Below are 16,210 nucleotides of genomic sequence, written 5' to 3'. Positions count from 1 at the left end.
GCCGCTGCCGCACACCCGGCCCCGGGGCCACCATCGAGGCCCGTCCTCGACCCCGTCCTCGCCCCCGGGAGGCCCCGTGACCGCCGACCCCGCCGCCATCCGCTCCCTGGCCCGCGCCCTGCACGAGCAGGGCGACGACGTCCGCGCCGAGGCCGACCGGCTGGTCGCGCTCACCGAGGCGGCCGGCTGGCAGGGCCGCGCCGGGGAGGCCCTGCTGGGGCGGGTGCGCGAGCAGGGGGCGGCGCTGCGTCGCTGCGCGGCCCACCACGACGACGCGGCCGCCGCGCTGGAGCGGCACGCCGAGGCCGTCGAGGAGCGGCTGGCGCTGCTGCTGGCCGCCGCGCGACGCGCCGAGGAGCTGCTGGACGACGCCCGCGCCCTGCCGGACCTGCTGCCGGAGGTGCTGCCGGACGGGCTGCCGGACCTGCTGCCCGACGTGCTGCGGGGCGTGGTCGCGTGAGCGGGGCGGACGGCGCCGTCGTCGTCTCGGTGACCGGCGGCGTCGCGGGCCTGGCGGCGACGTACGCGCGCCTGCTCGCGCTCGCGGAGGCGTACGACGCCGCGGCCGGCCGGATGCGCGACTGGGCCGCGCTCGGCGCCCGCACCCTGGTCGACGACGACCTGGTCGCCTCCGCGGTCCTGGCCCCGCTGAGCCTGGCCGAGGCCGGCGCGGCGGTCGCCGGCGCCACGACCGGGCGCGACGGGGTGCTGACCGAGTCGTTCGGCTGGACGTTGGACGCCGAGGCGGTGCGGCTGGCCGTGCGCCTGCTGGAGGGGGCCGACGAGCTGGCCGAGGGCGCGGTCTCGTCGCTCGACCACGCCCTGGGCCGGGCGCTGGGCCGCACCCTCGGGCTGGGTGCCCCGCTCTGGCTGCCGACGCTCGCCGGCGCCACCTGCGCCACCGCGCTGTTCTGGCCGCACCTGCCCGCCGACGGGCGCGAGCGCCTGCGCGGGCGGCTCGAGCCCGGCGGGGAGGCGCTCGAGGAGTGGGTGACCGACCACCCCCGCCTGGTCGAGCGGCTGGCCGGCGGGGCCGGTGGCGGGCTCGACGGACTGGTGGGGCTGCCCCTGCGGGTGACGGAGACCGCGGTGCTCGCCCGGCTGCTCGCGGGTGCCTACGACCCGGGCCGGGCCCGGGTGCTGGCGCTGCCGGACGTCACGGTCGCCGGCTCGGCCCGCCGCCCGCGCAGCGTCGAGGACCTCGTCGACCACCTCTCGCAGCTCAGCGAGCTGTCGGGCCCGGCGCGTCCCGAGATGAACGGGACCATCGAGGTGCAGTCGTTCGAGGGGCCCGACGGCGGCGCCCGCCACGTCGTCTACCTGCCCGGCACCGACGACATGACGACCCTGCCGTGGACCCAGGACGACGACGTGCGCGACCTGGGCGCCAACCTGATGCTGGTCGGCGACGCGCCCACCGCGTACGGCGACGGCGTGCTCGCGGCGCTCGAGCAGGCCGGGGTCGGTCCCGACGAGCCGGTGCTGCTCGCGGGGCACTCCCAGGGCGGGCTGCAGGCCGCCCAGCTGCTGGGCTCGCTGGGCGCCGCCGACCACGGCTACTCGGTGACCCACGTGGTCACCGCCGGCTCACCCGTGGCCCACCTCGGTCCCTTCCCGCCCGGCAGCCACGTGCTCTCCCTCGAGCAGCAGGGCGACGTGGTGCCGCTGCTCGACGGCGCCGCCAACCCCGACTCGCCCGAGCACCTCACGCTCACCTTCGAGGCCGGGCACCTCGCCGGCGACGACGTGGGCGGCCACCACGGCTTCGCGGCGTACGCCGCCGGCGCGGCGGCCGCCGACGCCAGCACCGACCCCGGCGTGGCCGAGCAGGTGCGCAGCCTGCACGACGCCGGGTTCCTGGGCGGGGAGCCGCCCGGCGGGGTGCGCCACACCGTCTACCGGATCACCCGGGCGCCGTGAGGCGCGCCCCGCCCCCTTCAGCGCAGGTGGCTCTTGCGCACCACGCCGTTGCGCACCCGCTGCGGGTGGTCGCCGACGCTGGTGGTGCGCACGATCCGGCCGGTGCGGTAGGAGACCTTGGAGACCTCGTCGGTGCCGCTCCAGGAGATGTAGCAGTGCTGGCCGTCGTGGCTGGGCGTGACCCAGTAGGGCTTGCCGTCCTCGCGCACCACCAGCCTGGTCCGCCGGAAGGACCGGGCGTCGACCACGGTGACGTAGTCGGACATCGTGCCGGCGACGCAGATCCGGCGCCCGGTGGGGTCCATCGCGATCCCGTGGTGGGCGGAGTCGAGCAGGTAGAGCTCGCGCGGCAGCTCGGGGACGAGGTCGGGCAGCCGCTTGACCCGCACGATCTCGCCGCTGCGCCGGTCCATCTGCACGAACCCGTGCATGAAGGAGAGCTGGAAGTAGACCTGCTGCTCGTCGGGCGAGAGGGTCAGCGGCCGCACCGCGGTCGAGGCGTCCTCGAGACCGGCGGCGTCGAGGGCGGCGCGCAGGTCGTAGCGGCGCTCGATCTCGAAGGTGCGGGCGTCGACGACCTGCAGCACCCGCTCGTCCTTCGTCGGGTCGAGCGCCGGCTGGTCGAAGGGCGTGTAGACCATGCCGATGCTGGCGTGCAGGATGCGTCGCCCACCGTCGATGAAGACGCTCTCGTGCGGCGAGCCGCCGGACTCGAAGCGACCCACCTCCTCACCGGTGCGCACGTCGAGGGCGTGCACGACGTTGCCGGTCGAGGCCGAGACCACCACGGTGCGCCCGTCGGGCGAGAGCGCCATGTGGTCGGAGCGGTAGCCGTCGACCGCGAAGCGCCACACGATCTCGCGGGTGCGCAGGTCGATGGCGACGACGTCGGCGTACGAGGGCCGCGAGACGACCAGCAGACGCCCGTCGTTGGAGGAGTACATGTCGTCGACGAGCTGGTCGTTGCCCTCGCCGATGAACTGCTGGATGGCGGCGTAGAAGGCCAGGCGCACCGGGTTGGAGAGGATCTCGGCCATCCGCTCCTCCCGGTCGGGCACGACGTCGACGCGCGCGATCCGCTTGAACGAGCCGGGTCGCAGCAGGTCGGCGGTGCCCTCCCAGTTGTTGCCGACGAACACCACGCGGCGCTTCTTGCGCCCGACCCGGACGTCCTGGGTCGAGCCGCGCTCGACCGCCCGGACCTCGGCGGCCCGCACGTCGTCGAGCAGGGTCCCGGCGCCGGGCTCGAGGGCCGCGGCGACGGCGGTGGTCGTCCGGGCCCGGTCGGGGGCGGCGACGGCCACGGCGGCCACCGGACCGGCGGCCAGGGCGATGCCGAGCGCACCGACCAGGGCACGGCGGGGCGCCGTCAGGGCCCGGCGTCGTGTGGGCCCGGGCCGTCGCGACGGGGGCTGGGCGTGCGGGGTGGGCAGCGACATGGGGGTCCTCTCGCAGCGGGTGCCTCGCCTGTGCAACGAGCGCGGTGTGCCGACGGTCACGCCCGTGGGGGTGACGACGTTCACGGTGACGACACCCAGCACAATGCCCGGTGCGACCGGTCTGGTCAGGCGTTTGGTCCCGGAGGGCCGGGGAAGGGTCCTGACCGACCATGCCGAGCCACGAGCAGAGCAGGGAGACGACGTGTACGGCGACACCGAGGTGATCCGCAGACGCGTCGACCAGCTGCGCGAGCAGGGGGTCGACGTGCGCGCACTGGCCGACCGGCTCGTGGCCCAGGCCGAGGCGGTCGGCTGGAGCGGCCGGGCCGCCGCGTCGATGCGCGAACGCGTGCGCGAGCGCGCCGCCCACCTGCGCGAGGCCGCCGGCCGGCACGACGCGGCCGCCGAGGCGATGCAGCGCCACCTCGCCGAGGCCGAGCGGGCCCGCGACACCATCGCCGAGCGCGAGCGGCGGGCCGGGTCGCTGCGCGCCGAGGCCGGGGCGCGGGTCGCAGCGGTGCTGGCCCACGCGGCCGCCGACCGCGAGGCCGGGATCGTGCGCGAGCCCGACCCCGCCGACCAGCAGCTCCTCGACGCCGAGCTGCCGCCCCCGGGCCACCGCGACTGGCTCGACGTCGAGCTGCCGGGGCTGTGAGCACCGAGTGCCGCCGACCATCGACCTGAGCAGCCCGCCGCCCCGGCCCACCCGGCTCAAGGCGCTGCCGCGACGCATCACGGTGACCCTGCGCGAGCTGCAGCTCGTCGCCGAGGCCGCCGGCGGCGCGCCGCTGCCCTTCGACCTCGCGGCCGCCCCGGAGGCCGGCGCCGAGCCGGTGCCCGGTGGGCTGGAGGACCGGCTCGGGCGCAGCCGCGGCTCGAGCGAGGAGGCGGCGTACGCCGAGGCGCTGGGCTCGCTGCACGACCCCGCCGACAGCCTGGCGCGCCGGGGCCTGCTCGCCGACGGCCGCGTCGACGACGGTCTCGCCGGCGCCGTCGGCCTGCTCGCCACGCCCGAGGTGGCCCTCGACCTCGACCTGGCGGTCGAGGGACAGCGGGCCCGCGCCTGGCACCGCCAGGCGGGCGGCGCCGTCGCGACCCTGGCCACCGTCGACGGGCTGGTCTTCGAGCTGGCCTGGTTCGGGGTCGACCAGTGGCCGCTCGAGCTGGCCCGGGTCGCGGTGCTGCCCGAGGACGCCGCCACCGGCCGCAGCAGCGTGCCCGACCGCCTCGACGTGCCCTACGAGCTGCTCGACGCCGCCGGGGAGGCGGTGCGCAGCGACCGGCCCGACCTGCTGCCCGTGCTGCTGGCGCGCCACCCCGGCGTGCTGCGCGACGGCAGCGGCCGCCCCCTCGACGAGGTCGAGGCCGCAGCCGCGCTGGCGGCGCTGCTGCACGAGCCGCGCGGACGCCTGCGCGCGCTGGTGGCCGACGTCTCGGGCACCGAGACCACCGTCGTGGGTGTCGTGTCGTGGGTGCTGCTGGCCGACGCCTGGCGCGCCGTGCGCCCGCACGGCACCGGTGCCCGGCAGGGGCGCCAGGACGGCGTCGAGCACCGGGTCGACGTCGTACGGGTGGAGCCTGCCGGCCTGGCCGCCGACCTGGCGCCGGTGCTCGCCGAGGTCCTGGACGAGCCGGGGCAGGTGCCCCGGTGACCGAGCCGCCGAGCGCGATCGAGCGCGCCGACCGCGACGACGGCTACGACCAGCTGCTGCGCCTGGCCGACCTCTTCGACCGGGCCGGGGCGGACCTGCGCGGGCGTGCCCGCCTGGGCGGCGCGGTGCTCGACGACCCCGCCGTGCACGGCTCCGCACCGCTCTCCCCGCCCACGTGGGCCGAGGCCGAGGCCGCGGTACGGGGGGCGACCACCGGACGCGGCGGACTGCACGACCGCTCGGTCGAGCTCGACGCGGACGCGCTCGTGGTGCGGGCCACCGTGCAGACCTACCGGTGGATCGACGAGCTGCAGAGCGCCGCCTACGAGACGCTCGGCTCGATCGCCGGGCGCGCGATCGGCTACCTGGCGCCCGAGGTGGCGCTGGGCGGTGCGATCGTCTCGGCGGGCCTGATCGAGACCGACGCCCTCGACCGCGACGGCGTCGCGGGCTACCTCGAGGAGCTCGCCGAGCACCACCCCGACCTGATGGACCACGTCAGCAGCGGCGGCGGGCTCCTCGACAGCCTGCAGATGCGCTCGCTGCTCACCGTGGGCGCCCTGGCCCGCGACGACACGGGCCTCGCGGCCGCCGGTGGGCTCCGCGCGGTCGGGATCGACGACCTGGGCCTCGACGTCGGCGCCGCGGTGCGCGACATCGCCGGCGGCATGCTCGAGCCCGGCGGCACCGCGCCGGGTGCGTCCTCGGGCCGGTCCCCGGACGCCGACGGTCCCGGCCCGGCCCCGCAGCCGGGCACCGCGACCGGCGCCGCGCCGACCGGGCTCGAGGAGCTGCTGGTCACCCTCACCCACTCCCAGCGCAGCGTCGAGGTGCGCGCGGTCGGTGGCGGCCGGTTCATCGCCTACCTGGCCGGGCCCGACTCGGGCCGCACCGGCCGGCTGCGGCTGGTCAGCGGCGACCGGGCGGCGTACGCCGACGCGGTGGTCGACGCGCTCGAGCGGGCGGTGGGCGAGACCCCCGACGCCCGGGTGATGCTGGTGGGCGGCGCCCACGGCGGGGCCACCGCGGCGGAGGTGGCGGCCGGCGCGCTGCCGGCCACCTTCACCGTCGAGCAGGTGGTCACCGCCGGTGCGCCCGCCGCGCAGGTCCCGCGGATCCCGCCCACCACGCGGGTGCTGAGCCTGGAGCACCGCGGCGACCCGGTCGCCCTGCTCGGCTCGCTCATCAACGCCGGCGCCGAGCACCGCCTGACCGTCGTCTTCGACGGCCCCGACGGCCCCGGCGGCCCCGAGCAGGGCCACGGCCGCCGCGGCGAGGTCTACGTCGCCGGTGGTCGCGCCGCCGACAGCTCCTCCCACCCGCGCCTGGTCGCCGAGCTCGACCGGCTGTCGGCCCTCGGCTACCTGCGCCGCTGACTCAGAGCAGGTCGTGGACCAGCTCGGAGAGCTGGGTGAGGTTGCGGCACTCGACCATCGGCACCACCTCGGCGTAGCGGCTGGCCGCGGAGTCGCCGGTGTCCCAGTGGCGCCGGTGCTCGGGGTTGAGCCACCAGGCGTGGCGGCACTGACCGGCCAGGTCGGCCAGGGTGTCGAGGGCCAGGTCGGAGTAGTTGGAGCGGGCGTCGCCGAGGACCAGCAGCGAGGTGCGCGGGCCGATCGCGTCGGCGTGCTGCTCGGCGAACTTGTCGATGGCGCGCCCGTAGCTGGTGCGCCCCCACAGCGCGGCGTGCGAGGCGCTCGCGGCCAGGTCGGCCATCACGTCGACCACGTCGGCGCCGGGCTTGAAGTGGTGTGTGACCTCGTGGACGTGGTCGATGAAGGTGAAGGCGCGCACCTTGGTGAACTGCTCGCGCAGCGCGAAGACCAGCAGCAGGGTGAACTGCGCGAAGTTGGCGACGCTGCCGGAGACGTCGCAGAGCACCACGAGCTCGCTGCGGTGCGGCCGCTTGGGCTTGTGGTGGGTGGTCAGCGGCACCCCGCCGGTCGACACCGAGGCCCGGACGGTGCGCCGGAAGTCGAGCGGACCGCGGCGCTGCGCGTGGTGCTCCTGGGTCAGCCGGGTCGCGAGCCGGCGGGCCAGCGGGTAGATCTCGCGCCGCATCTGCTCCAGGTCGCTGCGCCGCATCTGCAGGAAGTCGAGGCGGTCGATGGTCGGGCGCAGGGCGGTGCGGGCCACGTGGTCGGCGCCCTTCTCCTCCCCGATGCGGCGCCGCGCGTCAGCCTCGACGCGGCGGGTGAAGTCGCCGACGCGCTGCCCCGCCGCCCGTTGCGCCTCCTCCTCGCCGCGGCCCTCGGCCAGCAGGCCCTGCACCAGGCGCTCGACGATCTCGCCGGGCGCCACCCGCTGGAGCGCGGTGTACGCCGACCACGACGAGAGCCCCGGCCCCCGCCCGGGCATCGCGCCGAAGCGGCCCACGGCCTCCGCGGCCAGGCGGGCCAGCTGCTCCTCGTCGCCGGCGGCCATCGCGGCCTCGAGGCGCTCGCGGAAGTCGCGCAGCGCCTCCGCGTTGTCGCGCGAGCCCGGCACGACCGGCCGCTCGTCGGCGTCCCGGGTACTGCTGTCGGGGCTGTCGGGGCTGTCGGGGCCGTCGGGGCCCTCACCCTCGCCACCGTCGAGCCGGGTGGACCCGTCGCCCACCAGGCGCGGGAAGTAGAGGTCGAACAGCGCGTCGAAGGTCGCGCGCTGGGCGTGCCGCTTGACCACGGCGGCGGCGTACCCCTCGCGCACGACGGCCCGGTCGTCCCACGGCAGCGCGGTCAGCACCGCGACGGCGTCGAGGTCCTCGGCCAGCGAGACCGGGAGCCCGGCCGCCCGCAGCGCCTCGAGGAAGGAGATGTGGCGGTCGAGCAGGCCCGAGCGCGCCCCCGGAGGGTGCGGGGCGGCGTCGTCAGGGGTGCTCATCGTGGGTCAGCGCCCCGCGCGGTCGAGGCGCAGCTCCTTGACCGCGCGCTCCTGGTCGGAGACGTGCTTGAGCACCACGCCGAGCGTGGCGTTGACGGCCGCGTCGTCGAGGTCGCTGATCTCGAGGGCGATGAGGGTGCGCGCCCAGTCGACGGACTCCGCGATCGACGGCGCCTTCTTCAGCTCCAGCTCGCGCAGCCGCGCGACCATGGCGACGAGCTGGGTGGCGACCGCCTCCTCGAGGCCGGGCACCTGCGAGACGACGATCTCGCGCTCCCGCTCGGAGTCGGGGTAGTCCAGGTGCAGGTAGAGGCAGCGGCGCTTGACCGCCTCCGACAGCTCGCGGGTCGCGTTGGAGGTCAGCACCACGAACGGGCGGCGCACCGCGGCCACGGTGCCCATCTCGGGGATCGTGACCTGGAAGTCGGAGAGCACCTCGAGCAGCAGCCCCTCGACCTCGACGTCGGTCTTGTCGACCTCGTCGATGAGCAGCACGGTCGGCTCCTCGCGGCGGATCGCGGTCAGCAGCGGCCGGGTCAGGAGGAACTCGTCGGTGAAGATGTCGTCGTGGGTCTCGTCCCACGACGCGTCGGTGCCCTGGCTGGCCTGGATGCGCAGCAGCTGCTTCTTGTAGTTCCACTCATAGAGCGCGCGGGCCTCGTCGAGCCCCTCGTAGCACTGCAGCCGCACCAGCTCGGCGCCGTTCGCGCGGGCCACCGCCTTGGCCAGCTCGGTCTTGCCGACACCGGCCGGGCCCTCGATGAGCAGCGGCTTCTCCAACGCCCCCGCCAGGTACGTCGTCGTCGCGGTCGCCGCGTCGGTGAGGTAGCCGGTCGCACCCAGGCGGTCGGCGGCGTCGGTCGGCGAGCTGAACCAGGTCATGGGCCCATCCTGTCCCACGCCTGGGCCGGACCGGCTCGTGACCCGGCTCACCCTGGCTCGTTGGACCCGTGTGCCCGTCCCCGACCGCCTCGCCGCCCCCGCCCCGTCGCGGGCCGTGCTGCGCGGGCTGCGCCTGTTCCGCTGGGGCGCGCTCGCGACGGTGGTGAGCGTCGCCCTGGGCGTGCACGGCCAGGCCGAGCCGGCGTCCCCGGCGGGCCCCGACCCGGTCGCCCAGGTGGCCGACCTGATGGCCGACCACCGCTGCTCCACCACCGGCTTCCTCGACGGCTCCCTGCCCTCGGCGGCCCTGCTGCGCACCCCCCGCGGGCAGCTGCGGGTGGTGAGCTTCGCCCGCGGCTGGGCGGCCCACGAGGGGGTGCGGCCCGGGACCCTCGTCGCGGTGTGCCTCGGCACCCGGGCGGCCGAGGACGCATGAGCCCCACCCGTCACCACCGCGCGAGTAAAATCGAGGCAGTGAGCTCCCCCCGCCCCTCCCCCGGCCCCCGCAGGCGTCTCCTGCTGGGCGCGGTCAAGCTCGGCGCCGTGCTGGCGGTCGTCGCCGTGCTGACCGGCACCCTCACCGGCGCCCCCTCCCCCTCGGTCGCACCCTCCGACCCCACGAGTGACCGCCTGGACCGGCTGATGACGCTGTACGGGTGCTCGACGGCCGGCCTCGAGGACGGCGCCGTGCCGGCCTCGGCGGTGCTGCGCTCCGAGGAGGGCGCCCTGCGGATGGTCGACTTCGAGCGCGGCTGGGCGGCGTACGAGGGGACGGCCTCGGGCACGCTGGTCGCCGTCTGCGCCCGCCCCCTCACCTGACGGCCGAGCGGTCACTTCTGAACCCTCGAGCAGTCACTTACGGTCCACCCCGGTGGACGCGCCGGGTTCAGAAGTGACCGGTGGATGGTTCGAAAGTGACTGCTCGGCCGTCAGACCGGCTCGCCGTGCCGGCCGGCGCCGGCGGCGAAGCGGGCGGCCCCGTCGAGGGCCCCGGCCGCGAGGGAGACCCGGCCGTGGTCGAGCTCGACCGCCAGGGCGGCCTCCTCGTCGAGACCGTGCTGGTCGAGCACCGAGGCCCGGTCGCGGCGCAGGCACACCTGGGGCAGCGCGGCGAGGTGGTGGGCCAGGGCCTCGGCCTCGGCCCGCGCGGTGCCGGGGGCCACGACGCGGTTGACCAGGCCGATCCGCTCGGCCTCCTCGGCACCGACCTCGCGGCCGGTGAGCACCAGGTCGAGGGCCCGGCTGGTGCCGATGAGGCGCGGCAGGCGCACCGTGCCGCCGTCGATGAGCGGCACGCCCCAGCGCCGGCAGAGGACACCCAGGACGGCGTCGGTCGCGGCCACGCGCAGGTCGGCCCAGGCGGCGAGCTCGAGGCCGCCGGCGACGGCGTACCCCTCGATGGCGGCGACCACCGGCTTCGAGAGCCGCATCCGGGTCGGCCCCATCGGCGCGTCGACCCCGTCGGCCGGGTCGAGCACCCGGTTGCCCCGCTCGGTGCCGACGGCCTTGAGGTCGGCGCCGGCGCAGAACGTGCCGCCGTCGCCCCACAGCACCGCGACGTGCTGGGTCTCGTCGGCCTCGAAGGCACGGAAGGCGTCGGCCAGCGCGGTGGCGGTGGGTCCGTCGACGGCGTTGCGGGCGTGCGGGCGGTGCAGCACCACCGTGGTGACCGGGCCGTCGACCTCGACCCGCACCGCCCCCGGCTCCGGGTCGTACGCCGCCGGGCTCACGAGCCCTCGACCCGCCGGGCGCTCGTGGCGTGGTGGCGGGCCAGCTCCTGGTAGCCAGCCGCGTTGTGCTCGACCCACTGCTGGGAGCTGGTGCCCTCGATCGGCTTGACCACCTTGCACGGGACGCCGGCCGCGACCACGCCGGCGGGGATCTCGGTGCCCGGGGTGACCACCGACCCGGCCGCGACGAGGGTGCCGCCGCCGATGCGCGCCCCGTCGAGCAGCGTCGAGCCGTTGCCCACCAGAGCCTGCTCGCCCACCTCGCTGCAGTGCACGACGCAGCCGTGCCCGATCGTGGCGTTCGGGCCGATGACCAGGTGCTCGCCGGGGGCGGCGTGCAGCACCGAGTTGTCCTGCACGTTGGTGCCCTCGCGCACCACGATCGAGCAGACGTCGGCGCGCACCACGACGCCGTACCAGATGCTGGCGTCCTTCTCGACGACCACGTCGCCGATGAGGGTCGCGGTGGGGGCCACCCAGGCCTCGGGGTGCACGGAGGGTCGCTTGCCGTCGAGCTCGAAGAGGTTCACGGCGCACATCCTGCCCGGTGCGGCGCCGCCGGTGGGCCCACCCCACGCACGACGAACGCCCCGGAGCGGTGCTCCGGGGCGTTCGGCTCAGCTGGCGGTGGCGGTGGGATTTGAACCCACGGTGGGTTTCCCCACACATCATTTCGAGTGATGCACCTTCGGCCTCTCGGACACGCCACCGCCGGTGAATGTACCGGAGGCGCCGCGCTCGGGCGAAATCAGCCGACCCAGCGGCGCAGGGTCTCCTCGGCGCCGACCTCGTGCAGCAGCGCGCGCGCCTCGAGGTAGGGGCCGGTGAACCCCGGCTCGTCGACGAGGTCGCCGAAGAGGTCGGGGTCGCGCAGGAAGGCCAGCGGGTCCTCCGCCTGGGCCCGGGCCCGCGCCAGCACCGCGTCGCGGCGCCGGTCGACGACCTCGATCGGCTGCCCCTGCTCGTCGACCGCCTCGGCGTAGCGCGACCAGGCGGCCACCGTCAGCGCGGCGTGCCGCACCTCGCCCCCGGCCGCGAGCCGCTCGCGGACCACCGGCAGCAGCCACTTGGGGATGCGGTCGGAGCTCTCGGCGCACAGCCGGGCCAGGGTGTCGCGGATCTCGGGGTTGGCGAAGCGCTCGATGAGCCGGTGCCGGTAGGCGTCGAGGTCGAGCCCGGGCAGCGGCGCCAGCGTCGGGCTGGCCTCCTGCTCCATGTAGCCGAGCAGGTAGCGCTCCAGGAGCGGGTCGGCGGCCGCCTCGTGGGCGTAGGTGTAGCCCGCGAGCACGCCGAGGTAGGCCAGCGCCTGGTGACCGGCGTTGAGCAGCCGCAGCTTCATCAGCTCGTACGGCGTCACGTCGGGCACCACCTGCACGTCGACGTCCTCGAGCGCCGGGCGATCGCCGCTGACGAAGTCGTCCTCGAGCACCCACTGGGTGAACGGCTCGCAGACGACCGGCCAGGCGTCCTCGACGCCCGAGTGGGCGGCCAGGTCCTCGCGGTCCTCGGGGGTGGTGACCGGGGTGATCCGGTCGACCATCGAGTTGGGGAAGCGCACCTCGGCGGCGATCCAGTCGGCCAGCCCGGGGTCGCGCAGCCGCGCGAACGCGGTGAGCATCCGGCTGGCGACGTGGCCGTTGCCCTGGATGTTGTCGCACGACATCACCGTGAACGGCGCCGTGCCGGCGGCCCGGCGGCGGGCCAGCGCCTCGACGACGTACCCGAACGCGGTGACGGGCAGCTCGCCGTCGGCCAGCGCGAGGTCGTGGCGCAGCCCGTCGTCGTCGGCGTCGAGCTCGCCGGTGACCTGGTGGACGTGGTAGCCGCCCTCGGTGACCGTGAGCGACACGATCCGGGTGGCGGGGTCGGCGAGCAGGTCGAGCACCTCGGCCCCGCGCTCGGGGGCGAAGAGGTAGTCGACCATCGAGCCGACCACCCGGGGCTCCCGCGAGCCGTCGGGGTGCTTGACCACGACGGTGTAGAGGCAGTCCTGGGCGGCCATCGCCTCGGCCATCCGGGCGTCGCCGGGCATCAGCCCGACGCCGGTGATGGCCCAGTCGAGCGCCTCCCCGCGGTTCATCAGCTCGTCGAGGTACATCGCCTGGTGGGCGCGGTGGAAGCCGCCCACGCCGAGGTGGGCGATCCCGTGGCGCAGCGCGCCGCGGTCGTACGTCGGGACGGGGACCCGCTCCCCCACCTGCGCCAGGGTGTCCTGGCGCAGGGGGGTGCGGGCGGTGGTGGCAGCGCTCACTTGACGGCTCCCAGGGACAGGCCGCGGACGAGCTTGTCCTGCGCTGCGAACCCGGCGATCATCACCGGCAGCGAGACCAGGGTGGCCGCGGCGCACAGCTTGGCCAGGAACAGGCCCTGGCTGGAGATGAACCCGACCAGGAAGATCGGCGAGGTCGCGGAGACCGTGGCCGTCAGGTTCACCGCGAACATGAACTCGTTCCAGCTGAAGATGAAGCAGATCAGCGCGGTCGCGGCCAGGCCCGGCGAGGCCATCGGCGTCACGATGCTCCACACGGTGCGCAGGAAGCCGGCACCGTCGACCTGGGCGGCCTCGAGGATCTCGGGCGGGATCTCGGCCAGGAAGGACTGCATCATCCAGACCGCGATCGGCATGTTCATCGCGGTGTAGAGGATGACCAGCGTGAAGACGTTGTCGAGCCCACCGATCTGCTTGACGATCAGGTAGACCGGCAGCAGCGCGGCGATCGGCGGCAGGAACTTGGTGGAGAGGAAGAAGAACATCACGTCGGTCCACTTCTCCACCGGCCGGATCGACAGCGCGTACGCCGCCGGGACCGCCAGGATCAGGACCAGCAGCGTCGAGACGCCGCTGGCGATCGCGGAGTTGATCAGGAAGGTGCTGGCCCCGCGGTCGAAGACGGCCGCGTAGTTGTCGAAGCTCAGCGGCGCGAAGATCGACGGCGGGCTGGTCGCGGCGTCGGACTCCTGGTGGAACGAGGTCAGGACCATCCAGAAGACCGGGGCGACGAAGAGCAGGGTCAGCACCCAGGCCAGCGTGGCCCAGCGCCACCCGGCCCGGTCGCCGTCGCCGCCGCTGCTGCGCCGGCGGCGGCGCTTCTGGGCCGGCGGTGGCGCGATGCCCTCGGCGACGTCGCCGGGGTCGGCCCCGTGGGCGTCGAGCGGGTCGGCCGGGTACCGGGTACCGGCGCTCTGGTCGGGGGTGCGCGTGCTCATCGCTGGTGCTCCTCGCTGAAGAGGGACGAGATGACCCGCAGGGCGAAGGTCGCCACGACGATGGAGCCGATGACGACCACGACGCCGGCCGCAGCGGCCTCGCCGTACTCGAACTTGCGGAACAGGGTCAGGTAGATCTCGTAGGGCAGGTTGGTCGTCGCCGAGCCGGGGCCGCCCTGGGTGATGGTGAAGATGGCGTCGAAGGTCTGCAGGACGTAGATCGAGCCGAGCAGGATGGACAGCTCGATGTAGCGGCGCAGGTGCGGCAGGGTGATGAAGCGGAAGGTCTGCATCCCCGAGGCCCGGTCGATCTTGGCGGCCTCGAGCACGTCACCCGGCTGCGACTGCAGCCCGGCGAGCAGGATCAGCATCATGAACGGCGTCCACTGCCAGACCAGCGCGGCGATGACCGCCGGCATCGGGAAGGTCGAGACGTAGTCGATGACCGGTCCCTCCTCGGCCCCGAACAGCTGCCAGACCCAGTTGAGCGTGCCGTTGAACAGGCCGTAGTCGGGGTTGTAGAGGGCGTGCTTCCAGATCAGCGCGGAGGCCACCGGCATCACCAGGAACGGTGCGATCAGCAGCGTGCGGGCCAGGCCGCGACCCGGGAACTTGCGGTCCAGCAGCAGCGCGAGCATCAGGCCCAGCAGCATGCTGATCAGGACCACCGAGACGGTGAGCACCATGGTGTTGACCACGGCGTCGCGCAGCCGGCTGTCGGTGAAGACGGTCCGGTAGTTGTCGAACCCGGCGAACGAGCTGAAGTTGCCCATCCCGAGGAAGTTCTTGTCCCCGGGCTGCAGAACGTTCCAGTTCAGCGTCGAGATGGCGATGGTGAGCAGGAACGGCAGCTGGGTGACGATGATCGTGAAGATCAGCGCCGGCATCAGCGGGCCGCGGCGACGCCACTTCTGGGCGCGGGTCAGCTCGTGGCGAGGCGGGCGGGAGCGGTGGCCCGAACGGGCCTGGTCCTCCGGCGCCGGGGTGGCGGTGGCACTCATGCGTCCTCCGGTCGGGCGGTCTCGACGTGGTGCGAGATGGGGCGGGTGGAGCGGGGTCTACGTCGGCGACGCCGGCGCGGGGACCGGGCGGGCCGGCTCGCGCCGACCCGCCCGGGCGTGGTCACTGGTACTCGGCCGCGACCTCCTCGGCGAGCTTCTGGCCCTGGGCCAGCGCCTCCTCGACGGTGCCCCTGCCGGCGATGGCGGCCGAGATCTCCTGCGAGACCTTGGTGCCGAGGTCGGCGAACTCGGGGATGCCGACGAACTGGACGCCCACGGTCGGGCGGGGCTGGACGCCCGGGTCGGTCGGGTCGGCCTCCTCGATGGCCTGCAGCGTGATCGGGCCGAAGGCCTCCGAGACCTCCTGGTACTCGGGGATCTCGTAGGTGCTCTCACGCTTGCCCGCGGGCAGCCGCGACCAGCCGAGCTCCTCGCCGACGGTCTGCTCGTACTCCTTCGAGGTGGCCCACTTCATGAACTCGGCGGCCGCGTCGGAGTTGGTGGTGGTCTCGGGCATCGCCCACGACCAGGTCCACAGCCAGCCGCTGGAGTCGGTCTCCTTGACCGGCGCGAAGGCGTAGCCGATCTTCCCGGCCACGTTGCTGACCTTGGGGTCCTCCAGGGAGCCGGCGGCCGAGGTGGCGTCGTACCACATCGCGACCTTGCTCTGGCTCATCGCGTTGAGGCACTCGGTGAAGCCCGCCTGCGAGGCGCCGGCCTCACCGTGCTCGCGCACCAGGTCGACGTAGAACTGCACGGCCTCGGTGAACTCGGGGCCATCGACCTGGGCCTCCCAGTCCTCGGTGAACCAGGTGCCGCCGAACGTGTTGACCACCGTCGTCAGCGGAGCGAACATCTCGCCCCAGCCCGGCAGCCCGCGCAGGCAGATCCCCTTCATGCCCGGCTGGGCGCCGTCGACCTTGGCCGCGATGTCGGCGACCTCGTCCCAGGTGGGCCGCTCGGGCATCTCGAGGCCCTCGTCCTTGAGCACGTCCTTGCGGTACATCAGGAACGAGGACTCGCCGTAGAACGGGAGCGCGTAGAGCTGGTCGTCGGAGGACAGCGAGGCGATCATCGGGTCGAGCAGGTCGTCGACGTCGTACTCGTCGTCGCCCTCGACGTACTCGTCGAGCGGCTTGAGCCAGCCGTTCTTGGCCCAGATCGGCACCTCGTAGGCGCCCACCGAGACCACGTCGTACTGCCCGGCGCCGGTGGCGACGTCCTGGGTGACCTTGTCGCGCAGCTCGTTCTCGGGCAGCACCGTGTAGTTGACCTCGATGCCGGTGTCGGCGGTGAAGGTGTCCTCGGTGATCTGCTGGATGTCCTGCATCTGCGGGTTGCCGACCATGAGGACGGTGATCGCGCCACCCTCCCCGTCGGTGCCGGCCTCCCCGCCCCCACCGGCGCCTGCGCATCCGCTGAGTACGAGGCCTGCCACCGCGGGTGCGATGGCGGCTGCGGCGAGCCGCTTTGTCGTGGTGCCCATCTTCAGTCCTCCATGAGGTCGTGCGTGTGCG

The 16,210-nt window shown here is 74.7% G+C and carries 16 protein-coding genes and 1 tRNA gene; 7 read left to right on the top strand and 10 right to left on the bottom strand.

Translation table 11 applies throughout. The features are described 5' to 3' along the window. Window positions 1–76: 76 nt before the first annotated feature. Window positions 77–460, top strand: a complete 384-nt coding sequence (locus OCU29_RS04670; protein ID WP_261818988.1) for a hypothetical protein — start codon at window positions 77–79, stop codon at window positions 458–460. After that, on the top strand, window positions 457–1,920 hold the full coding sequence (locus OCU29_RS04665; RefSeq protein ID WP_261818987.1) for a DUF3089 domain-containing protein: 1,464 nt from the start codon (window positions 457–459) through the stop codon (window positions 1,918–1,920). Before OCU29_RS04670 ends, OCU29_RS04665 begins: the two co-directional genes overlap by 4 nt. Before the next feature lie 17 nt (window positions 1,921–1,937). Here OCU29_RS04665 and OCU29_RS04660 read toward each other — a convergent pair whose 3' ends face one another. Then, window positions 1,938–3,359 (bottom strand): YncE family protein, encoded by a 1,422-nt coding sequence (locus OCU29_RS04660; RefSeq protein ID WP_261818986.1) that lies wholly within the window; start codon window positions 3,357–3,359, stop codon window positions 1,938–1,940. Between the two features lie 202 nt (window positions 3,360–3,561). On the opposite strand from OCU29_RS04660, the gene OCU29_RS04655 reads away from it, so the two are divergent. From OCU29_RS04655 to OCU29_RS04645, 3 genes are read left to right on the top strand one after another with little or no spacing between them, the layout of a single operon-like run. Next, window positions 3,562–4,014, top strand: coding sequence for a hypothetical protein (locus OCU29_RS04655; protein WP_261818985.1), 453 nt, complete (start codon window positions 3,562–3,564; stop codon window positions 4,012–4,014). A 7-nt stretch (window positions 4,015–4,021) separates the two neighbouring features. Beyond that, complete coding sequence (locus OCU29_RS04650) at window positions 4,022–5,011, top strand: hypothetical protein (RefSeq protein WP_261818984.1); 990 nt, start codon at window positions 4,022–4,024, stop codon at window positions 5,009–5,011. After that, window positions 5,008–6,387, top strand: a complete 1,380-nt coding sequence (locus tag OCU29_RS04645) for a hypothetical protein (protein WP_261818983.1) — start codon at window positions 5,008–5,010, stop codon at window positions 6,385–6,387. Before OCU29_RS04650 ends, OCU29_RS04645 begins: the two co-directional genes overlap by 4 nt. Window position 6,388: 1 nt before the next feature. Here OCU29_RS04645 and OCU29_RS04640 read toward each other — a convergent pair whose 3' ends face one another. Both OCU29_RS04640 and OCU29_RS04635 read right to left on the bottom strand, forming a co-directional pair. After that, window positions 6,389–7,873 carry a VWA domain-containing protein gene (locus OCU29_RS04640; protein ID WP_261818982.1) on the bottom strand — a complete coding sequence of 495 codons (1,485 nt, stop codon included), beginning with the start codon at window positions 7,871–7,873 and terminating at the stop codon, window positions 6,389–6,391. A 6-nt stretch (window positions 7,874–7,879) separates the two neighbouring features. Then, entirely contained in the window at window positions 7,880–8,755 is an 876-nt protein-coding gene (locus OCU29_RS04635; protein WP_179615083.1) for a MoxR family ATPase, read from the bottom strand. A gap of 37 nt (window positions 8,756–8,792) precedes the next feature. Here OCU29_RS04635 and OCU29_RS04630 point away from each other — a divergent pair, with 37 nt between their 5' ends. Together OCU29_RS04630 and OCU29_RS04625 are read left to right on the top strand one after the other, a co-directional pair. Then, window positions 8,793–9,191 carry a hypothetical protein gene (locus tag OCU29_RS04630; protein ID WP_261818981.1) on the top strand — a complete coding sequence of 133 codons (399 nt, stop codon included), beginning with the start codon at window positions 8,793–8,795 and terminating at the stop codon, window positions 9,189–9,191. A gap of 38 nt (window positions 9,192–9,229) precedes the next feature. Continuing rightward, a complete protein-coding gene (locus tag OCU29_RS04625) occupies window positions 9,230–9,574 on the top strand; it encodes a hypothetical protein (protein ID WP_261818980.1) in 345 nt (114 codons plus the stop codon). Between the two features lie 110 nt (window positions 9,575–9,684). Here OCU29_RS04625 and OCU29_RS04620 read toward each other — a convergent pair whose 3' ends face one another. The 7 genes from OCU29_RS04620 to OCU29_RS04590 form a co-directional block, all read right to left on the bottom strand. Continuing rightward, window positions 9,685–10,485 carry a crotonase/enoyl-CoA hydratase family protein gene (locus OCU29_RS04620; protein ID WP_261818979.1) on the bottom strand — a complete coding sequence of 267 codons (801 nt, stop codon included), beginning with the start codon at window positions 10,483–10,485 and terminating at the stop codon, window positions 9,685–9,687. Further along, on the bottom strand, window positions 10,482–11,015 hold the full coding sequence (locus tag OCU29_RS04615; RefSeq protein WP_261818978.1) for a gamma carbonic anhydrase family protein: 534 nt from the start codon (window positions 11,013–11,015) through the stop codon (window positions 10,482–10,484). Before OCU29_RS04615 ends, OCU29_RS04620 begins: the two co-directional genes overlap by 4 nt. A gap of 92 nt (window positions 11,016–11,107) precedes the next feature. Next, a tRNA-Ser gene (locus OCU29_RS04610) sits at window positions 11,108–11,195 on the bottom strand. Between the two features lie 38 nt (window positions 11,196–11,233). Continuing rightward, complete coding sequence (locus OCU29_RS04605) at window positions 11,234–12,736, bottom strand: mannitol dehydrogenase family protein (RefSeq protein ID WP_261818977.1); 1,503 nt, start codon at window positions 12,734–12,736, stop codon at window positions 11,234–11,236. Further along, window positions 12,733–13,692 (bottom strand): carbohydrate ABC transporter permease, encoded by a 960-nt coding sequence (locus OCU29_RS04600; RefSeq protein ID WP_261818976.1) that lies wholly within the window; start codon window positions 13,690–13,692, stop codon window positions 12,733–12,735. Before OCU29_RS04600 ends, OCU29_RS04605 begins: the two co-directional genes overlap by 4 nt. After that, window positions 13,689–14,693, bottom strand: a complete 1,005-nt coding sequence (locus OCU29_RS04595; RefSeq protein WP_179615076.1) for a carbohydrate ABC transporter permease — start codon at window positions 14,691–14,693, stop codon at window positions 13,689–13,691. The genes OCU29_RS04600 and OCU29_RS04595 overlap by 4 nt, the downstream gene beginning before the upstream one ends. Before the next feature lie 121 nt (window positions 14,694–14,814). Beyond that, the gene (locus OCU29_RS04590) at window positions 14,815–16,179 is read right to left on the bottom strand and encodes a sugar ABC transporter substrate-binding protein (RefSeq protein WP_261818975.1); all 1,365 of its coding nucleotides are present in this window, start codon (window positions 16,177–16,179) and stop codon (window positions 14,815–14,817) included. Between the last annotated feature and the right edge of the window lie 31 nt (window positions 16,180–16,210).

It is taken from the genome of Nocardioides sp. OK12 (genome assembly GCF_024341885.1).
GTDB lineage: Bacteria > Actinomycetota > Actinomycetes > Propionibacteriales > Nocardioidaceae > Nocardioides > Nocardioides marinisabuli.
This window is presented reverse-complemented; position numbering and strand designations above follow the sequence as displayed.

Excerpts from the sequence above, each read along its gene's own strand:
- OCU29_RS04660 (WP_261818986.1), bottom strand. The coding sequence starts at position 3,359 with ATGTCGCTGCCCACCCCGCACGCCCAGCCCCCGTCGCGACGGCCCGGG.
- OCU29_RS04640 (WP_261818982.1), bottom strand. The coding sequence starts at position 7,873 with ATGAGCACCCCTGACGACGCCGCCCCGCACCCTCCGGGGGCGCGCTCG.
- OCU29_RS04635 (WP_179615083.1), bottom strand. The coding sequence starts at position 8,755 with ATGACCTGGTTCAGCTCGCCGACCGACGCCGCCGACCGCCTGGGTGCG.
- OCU29_RS04600 (WP_261818976.1), bottom strand. The coding sequence starts at position 13,692 with ATGAGCACGCGCACCCCCGACCAGAGCGCCGGTACCCGGTACCCGGCC.
- OCU29_RS04595 (WP_179615076.1), bottom strand. The coding sequence starts at position 14,693 with ATGAGTGCCACCGCCACCCCGGCGCCGGAGGACCAGGCCCGTTCGGGC.
- OCU29_RS04590 (WP_261818975.1), bottom strand. The coding sequence starts at position 16,179 with ATGGGCACCACGACAAAGCGGCTCGCCGCAGCCGCCATCGCACCCGCG.